This window comes from Mycobacterium sp. (assembly GCF_035499775.1).
Lineage (GTDB): Bacteria > Actinomycetota > Actinomycetes > Mycobacteriales > Mycobacteriaceae > Mycobacterium.
This window is the reverse complement of sequence record NZ_DATJYB010000015.1, coordinates 1-19062: the sequence shown is the minus strand read 5'-3', so window position 1 is coordinate 19062 and position 19062 is coordinate 1. Positions and strand designations below refer to the sequence as shown.

The window sequence follows — 19062 nt, the reverse complement described above, 5'->3', positions numbered from 1 at the left end:
TGGTGGCGCCCCTGGCTGGCTCATCGTCGTGGCGTTGTCATTTCTCTCGCTTGTGATGGCCTACCTGGGGGCGGTCGGATGGAAGCTGCAGCATTCCGGCGTTCCCGGTCGGATGACGGTCAGTGGGTGCTCCGGCGGCAAGACCCAAAGGTGTTGGGGCGTACCGCCGGACACCAGACCAGCCACGATCGACGACCCGTCACACCCGGGACAGACGATCGAAATCCGAGTCAACGACCCGGATCGGTCGAATACCGAGATTCGGTACGCGAATTCCGGAGACGTCGGTCACGACGTCGACGTCCATCTCCACTACACCCACGAAGGGGGCGGCACCTTTGCCATCAAGGACGGTTCGGTGCTTCCGCTGTACTACATCGGAGTCGGGTTCGCCTCAGGGGTGGGGGCGGTCGTGGGAGTTGCGCTGCTCGTCCGACGGCGCTTCAGAGCGTCAACTGCCGGCTTCGCGGACTCGCCGCCGGACAACGGGATCTACGGATCGTAGGTATCGGTCGACGCCGCGACCGTTGACACCATGCGATGCCTGTCGTATGAATAAGACATGTCGGTAACTTTGTCTCACGACACTCCGGTCAAGTTCCAGCTCGCCACAGCCGAAACCTGGGCGAATCCCTGGCCGATGTACCGCGCGCTGCGCGACCACGACCCGGTCCACCACGTCGTCCCCGCGAAACACCCCCACGACGACTACTACGTGCTGTCCCGGCACGCCGATGTATGGTCGGCGGCCCGCGACCACCAGACGTTCTCGTCGGCCCAGGGTCTGACGGTCAACTACGGCGATCTGGACATGATCGGGCTGCGGGACAACCCGCCGATGGTGATGCAGGATCCGCCGGTGCACACCGAGTTCCGCAAGCTGGTGTCGCGCGGCTTCACCCCACGCCAGGTCGAGGCGGTGGAGCCCAAGGTCCGCGAGTTCGTCGTCGAGCGCATCGAGAAGCTGCGTGCCAACGGCGGGGGCGACATCGTCACCGAGCTGTTCAAACCGCTGCCGTCGATGGTGGTTGCGCACTATCTCGGTGTGCCCGAAGAGGATTGGGCCCAATTCGACGGCTGGACCCAGGCCATCGTCGCGGCCAACACGGCAGACGGCGGCATCGCCAGTGCGCTGGAAACAGTCGGCGACGCGGTCGGGACGATGATGGCCTACTTCACCGCGCTGATCGAACGGCGTCGGTCCGAACCCGAGGACGACACGATTTCGCACCTGGTCGCTGCCGGGGTCGGTGCGGACGGCGATATCGCCGGCATCCTGTCGATCCTGGGTTTCACGTTCACCATGGTCACCGGCGGCAACGACACCGTCACCGGCATGCTGGGCGGCTCGATGCCGTTGCTGCACGAGCGGCCCGACCAACGCAGGCTGCTGGCGGAAAACCCGGAACGCATTCCCGAAGCGGTAGACGAACTGCTGCGGCTGACCTCGCCGGCGCAGAACCTGGCCCGCACGGTCACCCGTGACGTGACGATCGAAGACACCACCATCCCCGCCGGCCGCCGGGTGCTGCTGCTGTACGGGTCGGCCAACCGCGACGAACGCCAATACGGGCCCGACGCAGGCGAACTCGACGTGACCCGGTGCCCGCGCAACATCCTGACCTTCAGCCACGGCGCCCACCATTGCCTGGGCGCGGCCGCGGCCCGGATGCAATCCCGGGTCGCACTGAGCGAACTGCTGACGCGGTGCCCGGACTTCGCGATCGACGTGCCGGGCATCGTGTGGTCTGGCGGCAGCTATGTTCGGCGCCCGTTGTCGGTGCCGTTGCGAGTGAAGTCTTGATGGCAAGCGGAGACTGGCTGGCCGAACGCCGCACCGAGGTAGCCGCAGACCGGATCCTCGACGCCGCCGAGCAGCTGTTCACCGAGCAGGATCCCACTTCCGTCGGAATGAACGAAATCGCCAGGGCCGCAGGCTGTTCCCGGGCCACGCTGTATCGGTACTTCGAAAGCCGGGAGGCACTGCGCACCGCCTACGTGCACCGCGAGACGCACCGGCTCGGTCGCCGGATCATGCAGCAGATCGACAGCATCGAGGACCCGCACGAACGGCTGATCGCCAGCGTCACCGCCACCTTGCGGATGGTTCGCGAGAGCCCCGCCCTGGCGGCCTGGTTCGGCTCGACCCGTTTGCCGATCGGCGGCGAGCTGGCCGGACAGTCCGAGGTGATCACCGCGCTTGCCGCGGGGTTCTTGAACTCGCTGGGTCCTGACGATCCTGCCGTCGTCGAACGACGGGCCCGCTGGGCGGTGCGGGTGATCATCTCGCTGCTGATGTTCCCCGGCCAGGACGAAGCCGACGAGCGCGCGATGATCGACGAATTCGTCGTCCCGATCATGACGCCGATCGCCGTTAGGACCCATCGAGGCCGCTGTCAATAGTACGTTGAAGCCAATTCTGGCCGGGCTACCCGACATCCAAGCCAGCTGAAGGCGCCGATTGGTTGTGATCGCGTCATTTTCGCGGGATTTGCTAACCTCAGTGGGTCGGGGAACGATATGTTAGGGCTCAACGAGGTGATACTCGACATGACCACACCTGGGAATCGATGCGGGCGGTCTCGGCTGGGGCTGGCACGACGGTCCGTTGCGGCGCCATCTGGCACCTGAGCGCCTGAGTTCACGCTCCCGACGGAAGGATCGGCAATGAGTTTCCCGATGCAACCTCCGGAAATCATTTCGGCACTCATGCGCATGGGCGCTGGATCGGGACCGATGCTCGATGCCGCGGCGGCCTGGAACGGGTTGGCCAATGAATTGCGGACGGCCGCGTCCTCCTTCTCGTCGGTGACCTCTGGCCTGGCGAGTCAGGCGTGGCAGGGCGCGGCGGCACAGGCGATGGCGCAGGCGGCCGCGCCGTATGCCGCCTGGCTGACCGCGGCGGCGACCCAGTCCGAAGCGGCCGCCAGCCAGGCGATGGCCGTGGTCACCGCTTTCGAGGCGGCGTTGGGGGCCACCGTGCCCCCGATGGCGGTATCCATCAATCGTGCTGTCACCAACGCGCTGGCAAACGCGAATTTCTTCGGGCTGAACTTTCCTGCGATCGCGCAGAAAGAGATGGAGTACGCCGAGATGTGGGCCCAGGACGTGGGCGCGATGACCGGCTATCACGCCGGCGCCTCGGCGGCCTGGTCGCAACTGGCACCCCTGTCGCAGCTGATGCAGAGCCTGCCCGCACTGGCGGGCGCCGCAATGTCATCCCGGGGTGCGGCGTCATCCGGGGGTGCGGCGTCGTCCGGGGCAACGCCGACGACCGCCGCGCCGACGGGGGCACAGTCGCCAAGCCCGGGCGCGATGGCCTCACCGGGCGCGGTGGCGTCGGGCGCGGCGGTGGCCGCGGTGGGGTCGGCCAGCCTGCTGGCCCCGATGTCAGCTGCGGGCGCCGGAGCGCCCGTTCAGGATGTGGCGCAACCCGCCGCGGCTGCGGCGCCAGCGGCATCCGTGCCTGTTGCGCATGCCCCAACTACCCCGGGCGGGCCACCCTTGTCGGGTCTGGCATCCATGGCGGGCTCGGTAGCCATGCAGACAATGATGTACTCGTCGGCCGCGGCCGGAGCGTCCGGTGGGACCGCTTCCGCACCCGCGCCGGCGGCACCCGCGCCGGCCATCGCGGTACCCGAGCCGGCTGTGGCGGCCGAACCGGAGGAGGCGGTGCGACCGCCGGCCGCAGTCCCGATCAAGTCGTCGGGCTCGGCGGCCGCGGCTCCGTCAGCGGCGGTCCAGGCACCACCGCAGGCACCAGCCGCCGAGGAGCGCGCCGCAGAGCGGGTCAGGATGGAAGCTCCGGCGCCCGAACCGCAGCCAGTCAAAGCGCCGTGACGGCACGGGCGACCGAATAGGCTTGCGCCTTAAGGGTGTTGCCGGCGACCCGGCCGTGCGGCGTTTCACCCGCGCCGCGGCCTTGCAGCCTCTAGGGTTTTAGGCTTCGGGCAAGTTTTCCACCTGTCGGGAGGAATAGATGGTCGGGGGCAGTCGACGCTCAATAAGTGCCGCCGTCGGAAGCGTGGTTGCGGTTGTCGCGGTGGTCGCGTCGGCCTGCGGCGGTGCTGATCATGGGTCGTCCGGGTCATCGCCGACATCCCCGTCGTCCCCGACGTCATCGGAACGGTCCTATGGCGCTCAGGTGGTGCTGCCGTTCACCAACGTGCACACTCCCGAGGCTGTGGCGGTGGACAGCAGCGGCAACCTCTACGTCGCCGACCAAACGGTGTTGAAGCTGGCGGCGGGCTCGTCAACCCAGACCGTCCTGCCGTTCCCGGGCACGTTCATTTGGCACGGTGTGGCGGTGGACGGCAGCGGTGCCGTCTACGCCGCCGGCATCAACGGATCCAACGCAGGGAGGGTGCTCAAGCTGGCGGCGGGGGCAGCGGCCGCGACCGAGCTGCCCTTCACCGGCTTCAGCGCGAACGTTGACTCCGCGGTGGTATGGGTCGGGCTGGCTGTTGATGCCGCGGGCAACGTGTACGTCAGCGATTCCATGGCCAATCGGGTGTTCAAGCTGGCGGCGGGCTCGTTCGCCTCGACCGTGCTGCCGTTCACCGGGCTCAGCAACCCCGAGCGGGTGGCGGTCGACGGGGCCGGCAACGTCTATGTCGTCGACAACCAGAACAATCGGGTGGTCGAGCTGCCCCAGGGGTCCTCCGACCAACGCGTGCTGCCGTTCACCGGTCTCAACAACCCGCACGGTGTGGCGGTCGACAGCGCCGGCGCCGTCTATGTCGTCGACTCGGAGAACAACAGGGTTTTGAAGCTCGCCGCAGGGTCCACCACCCAGGTAGTGCTGCCATTCACCGTGAAGAATCCGCACGGTGTGGCAGTGGACGGCTCCGGCAACGTCTACGTGACCGACGTGGGAACCGGGGGCCGGGTGCTGAAGCTGCCGGTTAAATGACTGCTCAGGCGACCCAATAGGCTTGCGCCTTAATGGATTTCTTCGGGATGCCGAAGTCCTCACGCAGCACCTTGGCGACCGACCGGGTGGTGCGCGTGTTGCAGGCGACCCAGCCGAAGTGGTCGGCCGCGTCGAACGCCGCCGAGCGCACCGCCTCGAGCAGCGAGTCGGAGCCGTCTTCGTGGTCCACCCAGGTCACGACATCGGGCCGCGCCACCGGGAGGCACCTGTCGTCGTCGCAGCACGCCTCCAGGAAGACACGGGCCGGGGCGTCGCCGATCGCCTCGAGCAGCGAGTTGATCGCCGGCAGCGACGCGGTGTCGCCGACGATGACGTAGCCGTCGGGGGCCGGGTCGGGGATGGCGAACTTGCTGCCCAGCACGGTCGCCTCGACGGTGTCGCCGGGTTGTGCGGTCTTCGCCCAGTCCGACGCGCAGCCTTCGTGCAGGGCGAACTCGATGTCGAAGGTGTCGGCCTCGGGATCCGGGTCGACCAGCGTGTAACCGCGCTGGTGTCCGTGGGCGAACCAGATCCGGATCCACATCGTCGGGTGCACGGAGTGCTCGGCCAGCATGCCGCCGGCGTCGAAGCTCAGCCTCAGGTAATTCGGGCTGATCTCGCGACGCCCGATCACGGTGAGTTCGTAGTCCCCGGCCCGCATCAGCTTGAGCACCGCGCCCTGCCAACCCCGCGACGGCTTAAGTTCGGTCATATGTCCTGACACCCTCCATCGCAAACGGTCGCCAACTTAGGGCAGGATAACCTATCCAAGTGACGGGCCCGCGTGCAGCCGCGCTGGCTCAGTCCCGCACCCGGGTGAAGCGGTGCAGCAGCCAGGCGAACGGGATCGTCACCGCCAGCGTCGCGACGAACAGATACAGCATCGAGCCGGTGTAGACGTGCGCCCGAACGATGTAGTCCATGGCGAACTCCATGGTCACCAAATGGATCAGGAAGATCTCGTAGGAGATTTCACCCAGCCACACCATCGGCCGGCTGGCCAGCAGCCGCGAGTACCAGCCCTGGTCGCCCAGTGCCAGCGGCGCCACCGCCAAGGCCGCGATCACGGCGTAGAAGACAGTCTTGAACAGCGCCTCGTTCAGCGACGCCGGCGAGGTCGTCGGCGCACCGGCGATCGGGGTGGAGACGATGAAATAGCAGATGACCGCCAGCGGTATCGCCACGAATGCGTAGCACCGCACCCCCATCGCCTGCAGCACGGTCAGCAGCATGCCGCCGAGGAACCACGCCAGATAGGTGGGCAGCCACAGCCGGGCGCCGTCGGGGAAGAAGTGATCGGCGTGCACCAGGATCAGCCAGCCCGGGCTGATCAGCGACAGCGCCAGCAGCGCACCCGCCACCAATTTGGGCTGCCAGCGGCGTTGACAGAGCACCACCAGCAGCAGGTAGGCCAGCAGCGGGAGCAACACGTAGAAGGCGCCCTCCACGGCCAGGCTCCACATCTGGGTCAGGCCTTGATGCAGGTACTTGCCCAGGTATCCGTCGGTGTAGATCTGCGTCAGCGTGAGGTTGCGGAACAGTCCCAGCCAGCTGTGCCCGGGGTTGGGTCCCGCTTCGTGGTAGTGGTACAGCACGTAGGCGAACAGCACGGTGATGACGTAGGCGGGCATGATGCGCCGAACCCGGTGCCACGCATAGCGACTCAGCGACGGCGGCGGGGAGCCGGTGGCGGCCGATTTCACCCATGGGCGGAACAGCAGGAAGCCGGACAACACGAAGAAGATCGGAACGCCGATCTCCAACCGGGCACTGACCAGGCCCCAGTAGCCCTGGACGTACTTGCCGGTGGTGTAGGCCGCGTGGGTGCCGACGACCAGCAGGGCAGCGACCGCGCGGATACCGGTCAACGACGCGACCCGATCGACGTGTGAAGTCTGCTCGAGCCCCCCCTGGGCGTCCTGCTCCTCAGACAGGGTCATCCGAGGTGTTTCGGGCGTGGATTGCCGACGCCGGCATGCTCCAGGAGGGTCATCGTCCCGGAGTTTAGTGGGGTCGCGGTGCAGTCGGCGTATCTGACGCCCGCTGGCCCGCATTTTGGGTTGCCGCCGCGGCGTTGGCGGCGGCCTGGGCGACAAACCCACGCCCTCATTGCAGTCTCGGTGAGCTCGTCGCCCGAATGCCCACGCGAGGCACGCCCCGCCTCCGCCGGGAGCGCCGAGACTGCACTGGGGGCGCCGAGACTGCACACAGATCGCGATTGAGCGCCCCAAACCACACCCTCACCGCAGTCTCGGCGAGCTGGCCACCCGAATGCCCATGGCGAACTATGTCAGTCGGTCCGTTGTCTGCGCGGTTTGCCGTCGGCCCGACCGCGGCCCTTGTCGGATCCGCGGTTGGACGACCGCTCCGGACGAAGGTCGATCAATACGCCGGAGATACGGGTGTTTTCAAGCCTTTTCAGCGTGGCGCGGGGCAGCTTGGGCGGCAGCTCGACCAGGGAGAAATCCGGGCCGATCGCGATGTGGCCGAAATCGCTGCGGTGCAAACCTCCCTCGTTGGCGATGGCGCCGACGATCGCGCCCGGCCCGATCTTGTGTCGCTTACCTACAGAGATCCGATAAGTGGCGAAATCTCTTACTTGCCTTGGTTTTTCGGGACGATCCGGACGCTCACGGCGTTCTCGCCGCTCGGGCGGCGGGTCGGGGGCCATCAGGAACTCACCCCCGTCACGCGACTGCAGCGCCAGCGCCGCGGCGATGTCGGCCATGGGGATGTCGTGATCGCGTTCGTAGTCCTCGACCAGCCTGCGGAACAACTCGATCCCAGGGGCGCCGAGCGCGTCGGTGATGGAATCGGCGAACTTCGCCACCCGTTGCGCGTTGACGTCCTCGACGGTGGGCAGTTCGGCCTCGGTAAGCGTTTGCCGCGTGGCCTTTTCAATGGCTTTGAGCAAGTGACGTTCCCGCGGCGAGACGAACAGCAGCGCGGTTCCCGACCGCCCGGCCCGGCCGGTGCGTCCGATCCGGTGCACGTAGGACTCGGTGTCGTGCGGGATGTCGTAGTTGAGCACGTGCGAGATGCGTTCCACGTCCAGGCCCCGGGCCGCCACGTCGGTCGCGACCAGGATGTCGATACTGCCGTCCCGTAGCGCGGTTATGGTCCGTTCCCGCTGGGCCTGCGGGATGTCTCCGTTGATGGCAGCGGCGGAAAACCCTCGGGCACGCAGCTTTTCGGCGACCTCTTCGGTCGCTTGCTTGGTGCGCACGAACACGATCATCGCCTCGAACGGCTCGACTTCGAGGACCCGGGTCAGGGCGTCCATCTTGCGGGGCCCGGCAACCTGCGTGTAGCGCTGCGAAATGTTCTCCGCCGTAGCGGTTTTCGCTTTGGAGGTGATTTCGAACGGGTCGTGCAGATATTTGCTGGTGATCTTGCGGATCGCCGGTGGCATGGTCGCCGAAAACAGGGCTACCTGTTTGTATTCCGGGGTGTCGGCCAGGATGCGCTCGACGTCTTCGGAGAAGCCCATCGCGAGCATCTCGTCGGCCTCGTCGAGCACCAGGTAGTCCACTCGCGACAGGTCCAGGGTGCCGCGTTCGAGGTGGTCGATGATGCGGCCGGGGGTGCCGACCACCACCTGCGCACCGCGCTTGAGACCGGCCAGTTGCACCGCGTAGGACGACCCGCCGTAGATCGGCAGCACGTTGATCTGCGGCAGCTGGGCCCCGTAGCGACTGAAGGCCTCGGCCACCTGCAGAGCCAGCTCACGCGTCGGGGCCAGCACCAGCGCCTGGGTTGCCTTGCTGGTGGCGTCGATCTTGGACAGGATCGGGATCGCGAAGGCCGCCGTCTTTCCGGTGCCGGTCTGCGCCAGTCCGACTACGTCGGAGCCGGCCATCAGCGCCGGAATCGTCGCCGCCTGGATGGCCGTGGGTGACTCGTAGCCGACGTCGGCGATCGCCCGCAGGACTTTGGGATGAATCTGCAGGTCGGCGAAGGTGTCGGGAAGGTCCATTTGACCTGGAAGCTTAGTGGTGCTGGACACGCGACGGGCTGGGGCACCCCGGCGAGCGTGCGCAGATGTACAGTGACACGCCGCATCACGCGTACATTTGCGCACGCTCGCGACGGCGGAGGCGGGCGTGCCTGCCGCACCCGCGGGCCTGATCGCGGTACCGTGCGCGGTGTGTGGTCGCTACGCCGCGCAGGGCTGCCGACGGGTCTACTTCTGGCAATGACGTTGACGGGCTGCGGCTCGGGAGACTCCACGGTCGCCAAGACGCCACAAGCCAAAACCACTGCGCCGAGCGCTTCGGTCGCCGCAACGCCGGGCCCGACGTCCGGCGCGGCCGCTCCCCCGACCAGCAGTGCGCCGGCGGACCCGTGTGCGGTGAACCTGAGCTCGCCCACGATCGCCAAGGTGGTCTCGGAGTTGCCCCGCGATCCGCGTAGCCAGCAAGCCTGGAACCCCGAGCCGCTGGCCGGCAACTACAACGAGTGCGCTCAGCTGTCGGCGGTGGTGATCAAGGCCAACACCAACGGGGACAATCCCACCACCCGTGCGGTGATGTTCCATCTCGGCAAGTACATCCCGCAAGGAGTGCCGGACACCTACGGGTTCAACGGGATTGACGGCACGCAGAGCACCGGCGACACGGTCGCGCTGACGTATGCCAACGGCCTCGGCTTGAAGAGCGAGGTCAAATTCCGGTGGAACGGCAACGGAGTGGAGCTCATCGCCAACGCCCGCGGCTGAGGCATACCTGCTGGGTGCGCGGCTAGGGCGACCCAGCTATTCCGTCGACGCCGATCAGGCCGGCGTTGCCGCCGGCACCGCCCGGGCCGAGCGTCGGGCCAACTCCGCCATTGCCGCCATTGCCGCCGTTGCCGATCAGCGTCGCGTCGCCGCCCTTCCCGCCCTTGCCACCGGTGGTGGCCGGACTCACGCTTTCCCCGCCGGCGCCGCCGTTGCCGCCGCTGCCGATCAGGCCGGCCTTGCCTCCGGCGCCGCCGGCCCCACCGTCGCCGACAGCGCCGAACGCGCCGATGCCGCCGCTGCCCCCGGCGCCGAACAGAAAACCGCCATTGCCGCCCATCCCACCGGCTCCGCCCACCACGGTTCCATCCCCGCCTTCGCCACCGGCCCCGCCTGCGCCGAGCAGCACGCCGCCGTTGCCGCCGGCCCCGCCGGCGCCGCCGTCGATCCCGGCACCGTTGCCCGCCCCGCCGGTGCCACCGGCACCGCCGTAACCGAACAGCCCGCCGCCTCCGCCCTGGCCCCCGAGCCCGCCAGTCGCGTGCAATCCGAGACCGCCGGAGCCGCCGGAGCCGCCGGAGCCGCCGGAGAAGATGCCTGCGTTGCCGCCGGCCCCGCCGGTACTCCCGGCGGCACCGTCGCCGCCCGCGCCGCCGGCACCACCGCTACCGGCAGAGCCGGCGAAGATGCCGCCCGCGCCGCCCATCCCGCCGGTCCCCCCGGCCGCCCCGGCACCGCTGCCAGTCCCACCGCTGCCGCCGGCGCCGCCGGTACCGTACAGTCCGCCGCTCCCGCCCTGGCCCCCGGTGCCGCCGGTAGCGTTCACGCCGATGCCGCCGGTGCCGCCGGTGCCGCCGACGCCGCCCGACAATATGCCTGCGTTGCCGCCGGCCCCGCCGGTACCACCGCCACCACCGTCGAAGCCCGCGCCGCCGGCCCCGCCGACACCGCCGGCGCCGGCGAAGAGGCCGCCCGCACCGCCCACGCCGCCGGTCCCCCCGGCCATGCTCGAGACGATGCCGGAGCCGCCCTTGCCGCCGGCGCCACCAGCGCTGAACAGCCCGCCAGCCCCGCCGGCGCCGCCGGTCCCACCATTGAGCCCGCCGTCACCGCCGGTGCCGGCAGAGCCGAAGAGCCCGAGCAGGCCGCCGCGCCCACCGACTCCGCCGGTCCCGGCGGCGTTGCCCTGTCCGCCGGTGCCACCGGTGCCACCGGTGCCGAACAGCCCGGCGTTCCCCCCGGCTCCTCCGGTCCCGCCCTGGAAGAGGGTTGCTCCGCCGCTGCCGCCGCTGCCGCCGGCACCGAACACCAGGCCGCCGTTGCCGCCGGCGCCACCGGTGCCGCCCCCGAATCCGCCGGCACCGCCATTGCCGCCGGTGCCGAAAAGTCCTGCATTCCCGCCCTTGCCGCCGGGGGCATTCGCACCGCCCGAACCACCGTTGCCGCCGTTGCCGAACAGCCAACCGCCGTCCCCACCGGGATTCCCGGTTCCCGGCAACCCATTAGCGCCGTTGCCCACCAGCGGACGCCCCGTCAGCGCCGCGCTGGGCGCATTGACCGCAGCCAGCACCGCCTGCATCGGCGAAGCATTGGCCGCCTCGGCGGCCGCATAGGCGCCCCCCGCGCTATTCAGGGTCTGGACGAACTGGGCGTGAAACGACGCGGCCTGGGCGCTCAGTGCCTGAAACTGCTGGCCGTGGCTGGAAAATAGCGCCGCAAGCGCCGCCGAAACCTCGTCGGCTCCGGCAGCCAGAACACCCATCGTCGGGGCCGCAGCCGCCGAATTGGCCGCGCCGAGCGACGAGCCGATGGCCGCCACATCTTCCGCTGCCGTCGCCAGCATCTCTGGTACCGCAATCACGTATGACATTGCTGTGCTCCCGTCCGGCCATCCGCTCTCCCGTCGGAGATGAGTCCGCGATCCGAATCGTCACCCGCATCGGATGGGACGAGTTCAGTAGTGCGTTACTGCAATCTCGAGCGGGAGTTTGGGGCCTCGGTCGGCGTCGTCGGACCAAAAAAATGTCGGTGTCCTTACCTACAGTGGCTGCTGTGTTCGTCATCGACGGAAGGACCGTCTACAGCGCGTCGGATCTGGCCGCCGCTGCGCGCTGCGAGTACGCCCTGTTACGGGCTTTCGACGCAAAACTCGGCCGGGGTCCGGCGGTCAGCGTTGACGACGAACTGCTGGGCCGAACCGCCGCGCTGGGTGACGACCATGAGCGACGCCGGCTGGACCGGCTGCGCGACGAATTCGGTGATCAGGTCGCCGTCATCGGCCGCCCGGCATACACACAAGCGGGGCTGACGGCCGCCGCCGAGGCCACCCGGCGCGCCATCGCCAACGGCGCTCCGGTCGTGTACCAGGCCGCCATGTTCGATGGGCGTTTCGTCGGTTTCGCCGACTTCCTGGTGCGTGACGGCGAGCAATACCGGGTGGTGGACACCAAGTTGGCCCGCTCCGCCAAGGTGCCGGCGTTGCTGCAGCTGGCGGCCTACGCCGACACGCTGGCGCGTTCGGGCGTCGCGGTGGCGCCCGAGGCCGAGCTGGAACTCGGCGACGGGACCGTCACCCGCCATCGCCTGTGCGACCTGATCCCGGTCTATCGGGCCCAACGCGCGCTGGTGCAGCGCCTGCTCGACGATCACCTCGCCGCCGGCGCCGCCGTGTGCTGGGACGACGAGCGGGTGGGGGCGTGCTTGCGTTGTGAGCTGTGCAGTGAGCAGTTGCGCGCGGCCGACGATCTGCTGCTGGTGGCCGGAATGCGAATAAGCCAGCGCGAGAAGCTCATTGACGCCGGACTCAATACCATCACCGAGCTGGCCGGCCATTGCGGCCCGGTGCCCGGCCTGGCGCCCAGCGCCGTCGGCAAATTGACCGCCCAGGCCAAACTGCAGGTCCTGCAACGCGACACCGGCACACCGCAGTACGAGATCGCCGACCCGCAGCCGCTGACATTGCTGCCCGAACCCGATCCCGGTGACCTGTTCTTCGACTTCGAGGGCGACCCGCTGTGGACGGCCGACGGGCGCGACTGGGGTCTGGAGTACCTGTTCGGCGTCCTGGAAGCGGGCGGGTCCTTTCGCCCGCTGTGGGCGCACAACCGGGTGGACGAGCGCAAGGCGCTGACCGACTTCCTGGCCTATGTGGCCAAGCGCCGTCGGCGCTATCCGAACATGCACATCTACCACTACGCGCCGTACGAGAAGACGGCGCTGTTGCGGCTGGCCGGACGGTACGGCGTCGGCGAGGACGACGTCGATGACTTGCTGCGCAACGGCGTGCTGGTCGACCTGTACCCGTTGGTGCGCAAGAGCATTCGCGCCGGCGCGGAGTCGTGCAGCCTGAAGGCGCTCGAGCCGCTGTACATGGGCGCCGACCTGCGATCCGGTGAGGTCACCACGGCCACCGACTCCATCACCTCCTATGCCCGCTACTGCGATTTGGGCGCCGAGGGCCGCGTCGACGAGGCCGCGACGGTGCTCAAAGAGGTCGAGGACTACAACCACTACGACTGCCGGTCCACTCGCGAACTGCGTGACTGGCTGGTGCTGCGCGCCTGGGAAGCCGGTGCCGTACCGATCGGCGCCCAACCGGTTCCCGACGGCGCCAAGATCGAAGACCACGACCAGCTGGCGGCGTCGCTGGCGAAGTTCACCGGCGATGCCGCGGCCGGCGAACGCACTGACAAGCAGACCGCGGTCGCCCTGGTGGCCGCCGCACGCGGCTATCACCGCCGCGAGGACAAGCCGTTCTGGTGGGCACATTTCGACCGGCTGAACTTCCCCGTCGAGGAATGGGCCGACAACACCGATGTCTTCGTCGCCGACGTCGAGCGCACCGAGGTCGTCGCCGACTGGCACACACCGCCGGGGGCTCGCAAGCCGCAGCGGCGGGTGCGGCTGCGCGGTGAGCTGGCCCGCGGCGATCTCGCGACGGACGTGTTCGCGCTCTACGACAGCCCCGACGGTCGGGCGGCGGGCAAGGCTGAGGTGATCGCGGTGGACGACCCGATGGTGCCCACCGAAGTGGTCATCGTGGAGCGAACGGGCAAGGACGGCAACACCTTTGACCAGTTGCCGTTCGCGCTCACCCCGGGCGCGCCCTGGCCGGCGAAGGCCCAGCAGGCGTCGATCGAGTCGACGGCCGCCGCCGTCGCCGCCGGGTTGCCGCAACTCCCCCGCACCGCGCTGTTCGACATTCTGCTGCGCGACCCGCCCCGCACCCGCAGCGGCAGCGGGCTACCGCGCAGCGCCGATATCCTCACCGACATCACCGCGGCGACGCTGGACCTGGACTCGTCGTACCTGGCGGTGCACGGACCGCCGGGTACCGGTAAGACGCACACCGCCGCACACGTGATCAAGCGGCTGGTCACCGAACATGGCTGGCGCATCGGCGTGGTCGCGCAGTCGCACGCCGCGGTGGAAAACGTGCTGAACGGGGTGATCGACGCCGGCCTGGATCCGGCGCGGGTCGCGAAGAAGCCGTACGACGGTGGCACCGTACGTTGGCAACAGATCGACGCCGCTGCCTACGCCGCCTTTGTCACCGACACCCCGGGCTGCGTGATCGGCGGCACGGCATGGGATTTCGCCAATCCGGCTCGGGTGCCGCCGGGCAGCCTGGATCTGCTGGTGATCGACGAGGCGGGCCAGTTCTGTCTGGCCAACACCATCGCCGTGGCGCCGTCGGCCGCCAACCTGCTGCTACTCGGAGACCCGCAGCAGCTGCCGCAGGTCAGTCAGGGCACCCATCCCGAACCGGTCGACACTTCCGCACTGGACTGGCTGGTCGACGGTCAGCGCACGCTGCCCGACGAACGCGGCTACTTCCTGGACCTCTCCTACCGGATGCACCCGGCGGTGTGCGAGGCGGTCTCGATGCTGGCCTACGGGGGCCGCCTGCATTCGCATGTCGAGCGCACCGCCGCGCGCCGCCTCGACGGGTATGAAGCCGGCGTGCACGTGCTTGCCGTTCGCCACCAGGGCAATTCGATCGACAGCCCGCAGGAAGCCGACGCGATTACCGCCGAGATCGCACGGCTGCTCGGCGCGTCGTGGACCGACGAACGCGGCACCCGGCCGTTGGCCGCATCCGATGTGCTGGTGCTGGCGCCTTACAACGCCCAGGTTGCGCTACTGCGCCGACGGCTAGGGATGGCCGGGCTGGGCGGGGTCCGGGTCGGGACGGTGGACAAGTTCCAGGGCGGGCAGGCGCCGGTGGTGTTCATCTCGATGACGGCGTCGTCCATCGACGAAGTGCCGCGCGGAATCTCGTTCCTGCTCAACAGGAATCGGCTCAATGTCGCCGTGAGCCGGGCTCAGTACAGGGCGGTGATTGTGCGTTCGGAGATGCTGACCGAGTACCTGCCCGCCGCACCCGCCGGTCTGGTGGACCTGGGCGCGTTCCTGGCGCTGACCGAGGCGGGCTAGGAGGGCGCTGAGCCGCGGCGGGTTAGGCGCCGTCACCGCCGTCGCCTCCGTCGCCCCCATGGCCGCCACTTCCGCCGATGACGACGCCATTGCCGCCGTATCCGCCTGGGCCACCGTAGCCGCCCGGCCCGCCGAGGCCGCCTTGCCCGGTGGCGCTGGGACCGCCATGGCCCCCTCCGCCGCCTTGCCCGCCCAGGCCGCCGACCGCTGTCGCCATACCCCCATTCCCACCATCGCCGCGAGCACCCCAAAGTCCGGCCGACCCGCCCGCCCCACCAGCACCCCCATCGCCGGCGGTGGTGCCGGACCCGCCGTTGCCGCCATTGCCGACAATCCATCCGCCGTCGCCGCCGGCGTCTCCAGTGCCGGGCGCCCCGTCAGCGCCGTCGCCGAACAACGGCCGCCCCGTCAGCAACTTGACCAGGTTGAACGCCTCAAGATCCTGCAACGGCGACGCGTTTGCCGCCTCCGCCGCGCCACCGGAACCCATCAGCTGCACAAACCGGGCATGAAACTCCGCGGTCTGCGCGTGCAATACCTGAAAATCCTGTGCAAAGCCGCCGAACAGCCGGGCAATCGCGCCCGACACCTCATCAGCGGCGGCCGGAACAATCCCCGTCGTGGACGGCGCGGCCACTGCGGCCGCTTCCCTGATCGCTTCCCCGATCCCGCTCAAATCCACCTGGCCCCCGCCACGGCCTCGGGTGCTGCGATCAGGGAAGTCGACATCTTCAGGCTCCCGTCACCTCACGGCGTCACCTCAAAAGAAGCAAATCTCGCGAACGACGCAGCGCAATGTACGTCCACCGAATTCGGTTGCCCAGCAATGCCGCAGTTTCATGCGGGATTCAGATGAAACAGACGGCTAGCGCGTCCTAAACCGAATGACGACCGTAGCCGGCGGGGTCGTCGAGACGAGGACGATGACGCGCCGTTCGCGGTGCCGGCGAACGCGCCGAAGATTCGGCGGCAGGCCGGAACCGCGCCGCATGCTCGACGTGAAAGCCGTTGCGGGCGAAGCCACCCGGCGCCCGCCCGCTGCCATCCTCGTCGACGTCCGGCTCCCACAGGAGGATGTACTCGACGTAGGGATCGTCGTCGTAGTCCTCGTCGGCGACGTCGTCGTCCTCGTCGACCGGCGCGCGCATGGCCGCGGCGGACCCGAAGTCGACCAGGCGAAGTGCGGCGACGACACCGAGCAACGCAATGAACGCGGGCAACAGCACCGACTGCGACATCGCCGCCGCGAACGGCCCGCGCAGGAATTCGGGCAGTTGCAGGCCGCCTGCTGCACCGGCCCCGGTGCGTGACGGCATCTCGGCACCGATCCGCGACGTCATGAACGCGGCCATGCCGGCGCTGCCCAGCACGGCGCCGAGCTGGCGGATCGCGTTGTACACCCCGGAGCTCGCGCCGGCCAGCTGCGGCGGCAGGTTGCGGGTGGCGGTCGCGGTCAGCGGCGACCAGACGAACGCCATCCCGACCCCCATTCCGAAGAACGGCAGCACCAGCCGCCAGATCGCCGTTCCGGGAGCCATCTCCGCGGACAGCCACGTCAGTGAGATCGCCAGCGCCGAGAAGCCGAAGCCGAGCACGGGCAGCGGGTGATGGCGGTCGACGATCTTCCCGGCAAACGGCGCCAGCGCACCGTTGCCGATCGCCATCGGCGCGATCAGCAGGGCCGAGCGCGTCGGCGACAGCCCGCACACCCCCTGCGTATAGAAGGTCAACGGCAGCATCACCGCTGTCGTCGCGAACGCGACAAGGGCCACCCCGACGCTGCACACACTGAACTCGCGGTCAGCGAAGATGCCCAGCGGGATCAGCGGCTCGCCGGGGTTCACCGCCTGCCAGTAGACGAACGCCGCCATGAACCCGGTACCGGCGACGATCACCGCCCAGACCCACAGGTCCCAGTGGGCGGCCTGGCCCTGCTGCAGCCCGAAGACGACGAGAAACATGCCCACGCCCGACAACGCGACGCCGAGCAGGTCGAGCTGGTGCGTCTGGACGGGCAGCGCCGGGACCAGCCGCATCGCCAGCGCCAGCCCGACGATGCCGATCGGGACGTTGACGAAGAAGATCCACTGCCAACCCAGCGCGTCGACCAGCACGCCGCCGGCCAGCGGCCCGACCAGGGTGGCGACTCCGGCGGTGGCGCCCCACACGCTCGTCGCGACGCCGCGGCGCTCCGGCGGGAAGATCCGGGTGATCGTCGACAACGTCTGCGGGGTGAGCACCCCGGCGCCGACGCCCTGCACCACCCGGGCGGCGATCAGCATGGCGACACTGCCCGACAGCCCGCACCACATCGAGGCGACGGTGAAGACGGCCAGACCGATCAGGTACAGGTTCTTCGGGCCGAACCGGTCACCGAGTCGGCCGGCGACCAGCAGCACCACCGCGTACCCCAGCAGATAGGCGCTGGTCACCCACACCACCGCGGCGTAGCCGGTGTGCAGGTCGGCCATGATGGTCGGGTTCGCGATGGCGACGATGGTCGAGTCGACCATGATCATGAAGAAGCCGATCATCATCGCCCACAGCGTGTTCCACGGGTTGTTCCGCAGGTCAGTCCCGTGTGCCCCGGACCGATGCGCCCAAACCGTGCTCATCGATCCACCTCGTCCGTTCGGGGTCCATTCGCGGTTCACTCGCGGGTACCGGGCACCCGGCGCCCGCCGGCGTCGGCGGACAGGTCAGGCCGGTTAGCCAGCGCGTACGCGGGTAAATGCCCCTCATTTCGGCCGACAAACACCCGACTTCGCCCCTGACCCTATATCCGTCCGGATCAGACCCGCGCGGGCAAACAGCCCGTCGGTTCTCGGCTGGGCACTCGAATGGCCGAATGCGCGTTAGCCTAGGGACTACCAAGGGACTAGCGATATCCAGGAGAAGCACTATGAGCGCCCGACGGAGCAGGTCCAACCCGGACCAGATGCCGGCCACCACGGACGACCGACCCAAAGCGTCTGCGCGCGCTTTGGCGCAGGTCATCGAGCGAAGCTCGCGCGTGCAGGGCCCGGCCGCGAAGGCGTATGTGGCGCGGCTGCGGCGCGCACACCCCGCCGCCGGCCCCGCCGAAATCGCCTTCCGGCTGGAAAAGCGGTATCTGGCCGCGCTGACCGCCAGCGGCGCGGCGGTGGGTTCGGCCGCGACGTTCCCCGGGGTCGGGACGTTGACAGCGCTTTCCGCCGGCGCCGGGGAGACGGTGTTCTTCCTGGAAGCCACCGCCCTTTTCGTGTTGGCGACGGCCGAGGTGTACGGCATCCCCGCCGATCACCGGGAGCGGCGCCGCGCGCTGGTGCTGGCCGTCCTGGTCGGCGACGACAGCAGGCGCGCGATCGGCGAATTGATCGGCCCGGGCCGAACCAACGGCGGCTGGCTGGCCGAGGGCATGGCGTCGTTGCCGATGTCGAGCTTGTCGCGGCTGAACAGCAAGCTGCTCAAGTACGCCGTCAAGCGGTACGCGATGAAGCGCGGCGCGCTGATGTTCGGCAAGATGCTGCCGGTCGGCGTCGGCGCCGCGGTGGGCGGGGTGGGCAACCGCATGGTGGGCAAGAAGATCGTCAACAACTCTCGCCAGGCGTTCGGCATCCCGCCGGCGCGCTGGCCGGTCACCCTGCACCTGTTGCCGGCCATCCACGAAGCCGGCTGACCCAGGTCTCTCGCCGAGCGTCACGCCAGCGTGGCCGATAGTAGGGCAGGTCTGGCCCCGGATCACTGTTCGCTGGTCTCTCTCGCGAATTGCTGGCGAAGCGCTAGCCTTTATGAGGCGGTGCAGTTCCGGGCCGCCGCAGGTTTGAGAATGCCCCGCCGACTGGGATGCCCCGGTTGGCAGGCGTCGCGCAACAGCGTTTGCAATGACGTTGCAGGATAAAAGAATCGAGGCGAACAGCGGCCGTGAGCACCACAGGTTCACCATTCGGGCAAAACGAATGGCTGGTCGAGGAGATGTACCGCAAGTTCCGCGACGACCCTTCCTCGGTCGATCCGA

At 68.8% G+C, this 19062-nt stretch carries 14 protein-coding genes and 1 pseudogene; 9 read left to right on the top strand and 6 right to left on the bottom strand.

The window, feature by feature from the left end; all coding sequences use genetic code 11:
- The first annotated feature begins 34 nt into the window (after window positions 1–34).
- The 5 genes and pseudogenes from VML93_RS00730 to VML93_RS38455 all read left to right on the top strand — a co-directional run.
- Window positions 35–505, top strand: a complete 471-nt coding sequence (locus VML93_RS00730) for a hypothetical protein (protein WP_325606637.1) — start codon at window positions 35–37, stop codon at window positions 503–505.
- A gap of 57 nt (window positions 506–562) precedes the next feature.
- Window positions 563–1804 (top strand): cytochrome P450, encoded by a 1242-nt coding sequence (locus tag VML93_RS00725; protein ID WP_325606635.1) that lies wholly within the window; start codon window positions 563–565, stop codon window positions 1802–1804.
- Window positions 1804–2403: a helix-turn-helix domain-containing protein gene (locus VML93_RS00720; protein WP_325606632.1), complete on the top strand. Its 600-nt coding sequence runs from the start codon at window positions 1804–1806 to the stop codon at window positions 2401–2403. Before VML93_RS00725 ends, VML93_RS00720 begins: the two co-directional genes overlap by 1 nt.
- A gap of 264 nt (window positions 2404–2667) precedes the next feature.
- Window positions 2668–3840, top strand: coding sequence for a PPE family protein (locus tag VML93_RS00715; protein ID WP_325606629.1), 1173 nt, complete (start codon window positions 2668–2670; stop codon window positions 3838–3840).
- Window positions 3841–4453: 613 nt separating this feature from the next.
- A pseudogene (locus VML93_RS38455) lies at window positions 4454–4900 on the top strand (SBBP repeat-containing protein); the annotation flags it as partial.
- 16 nt (window positions 4901–4916) lie between these two features.
- Here the strand turns inward: VML93_RS38455 and VML93_RS00705 are convergent.
- The 3 genes from VML93_RS00705 to VML93_RS00695 all read right to left on the bottom strand — a co-directional run bounded on the left by VML93_RS00705 (window position 4917) and on the right by VML93_RS00695 (window position 8888).
- Entirely contained in the window at window positions 4917–5624 is a 708-nt protein-coding gene (locus VML93_RS00705; RefSeq protein ID WP_325606627.1) for a siderophore-interacting protein, read from the bottom strand.
- Window positions 5625–5712: 88 nt separating this feature from the next.
- On the bottom strand, window positions 5713–6852 hold the full coding sequence (locus tag VML93_RS00700) for an acyltransferase (protein ID WP_325606625.1): 1140 nt from the start codon (window positions 6850–6852) through the stop codon (window positions 5713–5715).
- A 350-nt stretch (window positions 6853–7202) separates the two neighbouring features.
- Window positions 7203–8888 (bottom strand): DEAD/DEAH box helicase, encoded by a 1686-nt coding sequence (locus tag VML93_RS00695; protein ID WP_325606624.1) that lies wholly within the window; start codon window positions 8886–8888, stop codon window positions 7203–7205.
- 219 nt (window positions 8889–9107) lie between these two features.
- On the opposite strand from VML93_RS00695, the gene VML93_RS00690 reads away from it, so the two are divergent.
- Window positions 9108–9629, top strand: a complete 522-nt coding sequence (locus tag VML93_RS00690) for an LppP/LprE family lipoprotein (RefSeq protein ID WP_325606622.1) — start codon at window positions 9108–9110, stop codon at window positions 9627–9629.
- 22 nt (window positions 9630–9651) lie between these two features.
- Here the strand turns inward: VML93_RS00690 and VML93_RS00685 are convergent, their stop codons facing one another.
- Window positions 9652–11499, bottom strand: a complete 1848-nt coding sequence (locus VML93_RS00685) for a PE family protein (RefSeq protein WP_325606620.1) — start codon at window positions 11497–11499, stop codon at window positions 9652–9654.
- A gap of 152 nt (window positions 11500–11651) precedes the next feature.
- Here VML93_RS00685 and VML93_RS00680 point away from each other — a divergent pair, with 152 nt between their 5' ends.
- The gene (locus VML93_RS00680; protein WP_325606617.1) at window positions 11652–15065 is read left to right on the top strand and encodes a TM0106 family RecB-like putative nuclease; all 3414 of its coding nucleotides are present in this window, start codon (window positions 11652–11654) and stop codon (window positions 15063–15065) included.
- Between the two features lie 22 nt (window positions 15066–15087).
- Here the strand turns inward: VML93_RS00680 and VML93_RS00675 are convergent, their stop codons facing one another.
- A complete protein-coding gene (locus VML93_RS00675) occupies window positions 15088–15747 on the bottom strand; it encodes a PE family protein (protein WP_325606615.1) in 660 nt (219 codons plus the stop codon).
- Window positions 15748–15940: 193 nt separating this feature from the next.
- Entirely contained in the window at window positions 15941–17680 is a 1740-nt protein-coding gene (locus VML93_RS00670; protein WP_325606613.1) for an MFS transporter, read from the bottom strand.
- 287 nt (window positions 17681–17967) lie between these two features.
- Here VML93_RS00670 and VML93_RS00665 point away from each other — a divergent pair, with 287 nt between their 5' ends.
- Together VML93_RS00665 and VML93_RS38450 are read left to right on the top strand one after the other, a co-directional pair.
- Window positions 17968–18723: a hypothetical protein gene (locus tag VML93_RS00665; RefSeq protein ID WP_325606611.1), complete on the top strand. Its 756-nt coding sequence runs from the start codon at window positions 17968–17970 to the stop codon at window positions 18721–18723.
- A 245-nt stretch (window positions 18724–18968) separates the two neighbouring features.
- Window positions 18969–19062: 2-oxoglutarate dehydrogenase E1 subunit family protein (locus VML93_RS38450; RefSeq protein ID WP_414686252.1), on the top strand; the 94-nt coding region annotated here is incomplete at its 3' end.

Excerpts from the sequence above, each read along its gene's own strand:
- VML93_RS00725 (WP_325606635.1), top strand. The coding sequence starts at position 563 with ATGTCGGTAACTTTGTCTCACGACACTCCGGTCAAGTTCCAGCTCGCC.
- VML93_RS00720 (WP_325606632.1), top strand. The coding sequence starts at position 1,804 with ATGGCAAGCGGAGACTGGCTGGCCGAACGCCGCACCGAGGTAGCCGCA.
- VML93_RS00715 (WP_325606629.1), top strand. The coding sequence starts at position 2,668 with ATGAGTTTCCCGATGCAACCTCCGGAAATCATTTCGGCACTCATGCGC.
- VML93_RS00705 (WP_325606627.1), bottom strand. The coding sequence starts at position 5,624 with ATGACCGAACTTAAGCCGTCGCGGGGTTGGCAGGGCGCGGTGCTCAAG.
- VML93_RS00700 (WP_325606625.1), bottom strand. The coding sequence starts at position 6,852 with ATGACCCTGTCTGAGGAGCAGGACGCCCAGGGGGGGCTCGAGCAGACT.
- VML93_RS00695 (WP_325606624.1), bottom strand. The coding sequence starts at position 8,888 with ATGGACCTTCCCGACACCTTCGCCGACCTGCAGATTCATCCCAAAGTC.
- VML93_RS00690 (WP_325606622.1), top strand. The coding sequence starts at position 9,108 with ATGACGTTGACGGGCTGCGGCTCGGGAGACTCCACGGTCGCCAAGACG.
- VML93_RS00685 (WP_325606620.1), bottom strand. The coding sequence starts at position 11,499 with ATGTCATACGTGATTGCGGTACCAGAGATGCTGGCGACGGCAGCGGAA.
- VML93_RS00680 (WP_325606617.1), top strand. The coding sequence starts at position 11,652 with ATGTCGGTGTCCTTACCTACAGTGGCTGCTGTGTTCGTCATCGACGGA.
- VML93_RS00670 (WP_325606613.1), bottom strand. The coding sequence starts at position 17,680 with ATGAGCACGGTTTGGGCGCATCGGTCCGGGGCACACGGGACTGACCTG.
- VML93_RS00665 (WP_325606611.1), top strand. The coding sequence starts at position 17,968 with ATGAGCGCCCGACGGAGCAGGTCCAACCCGGACCAGATGCCGGCCACC.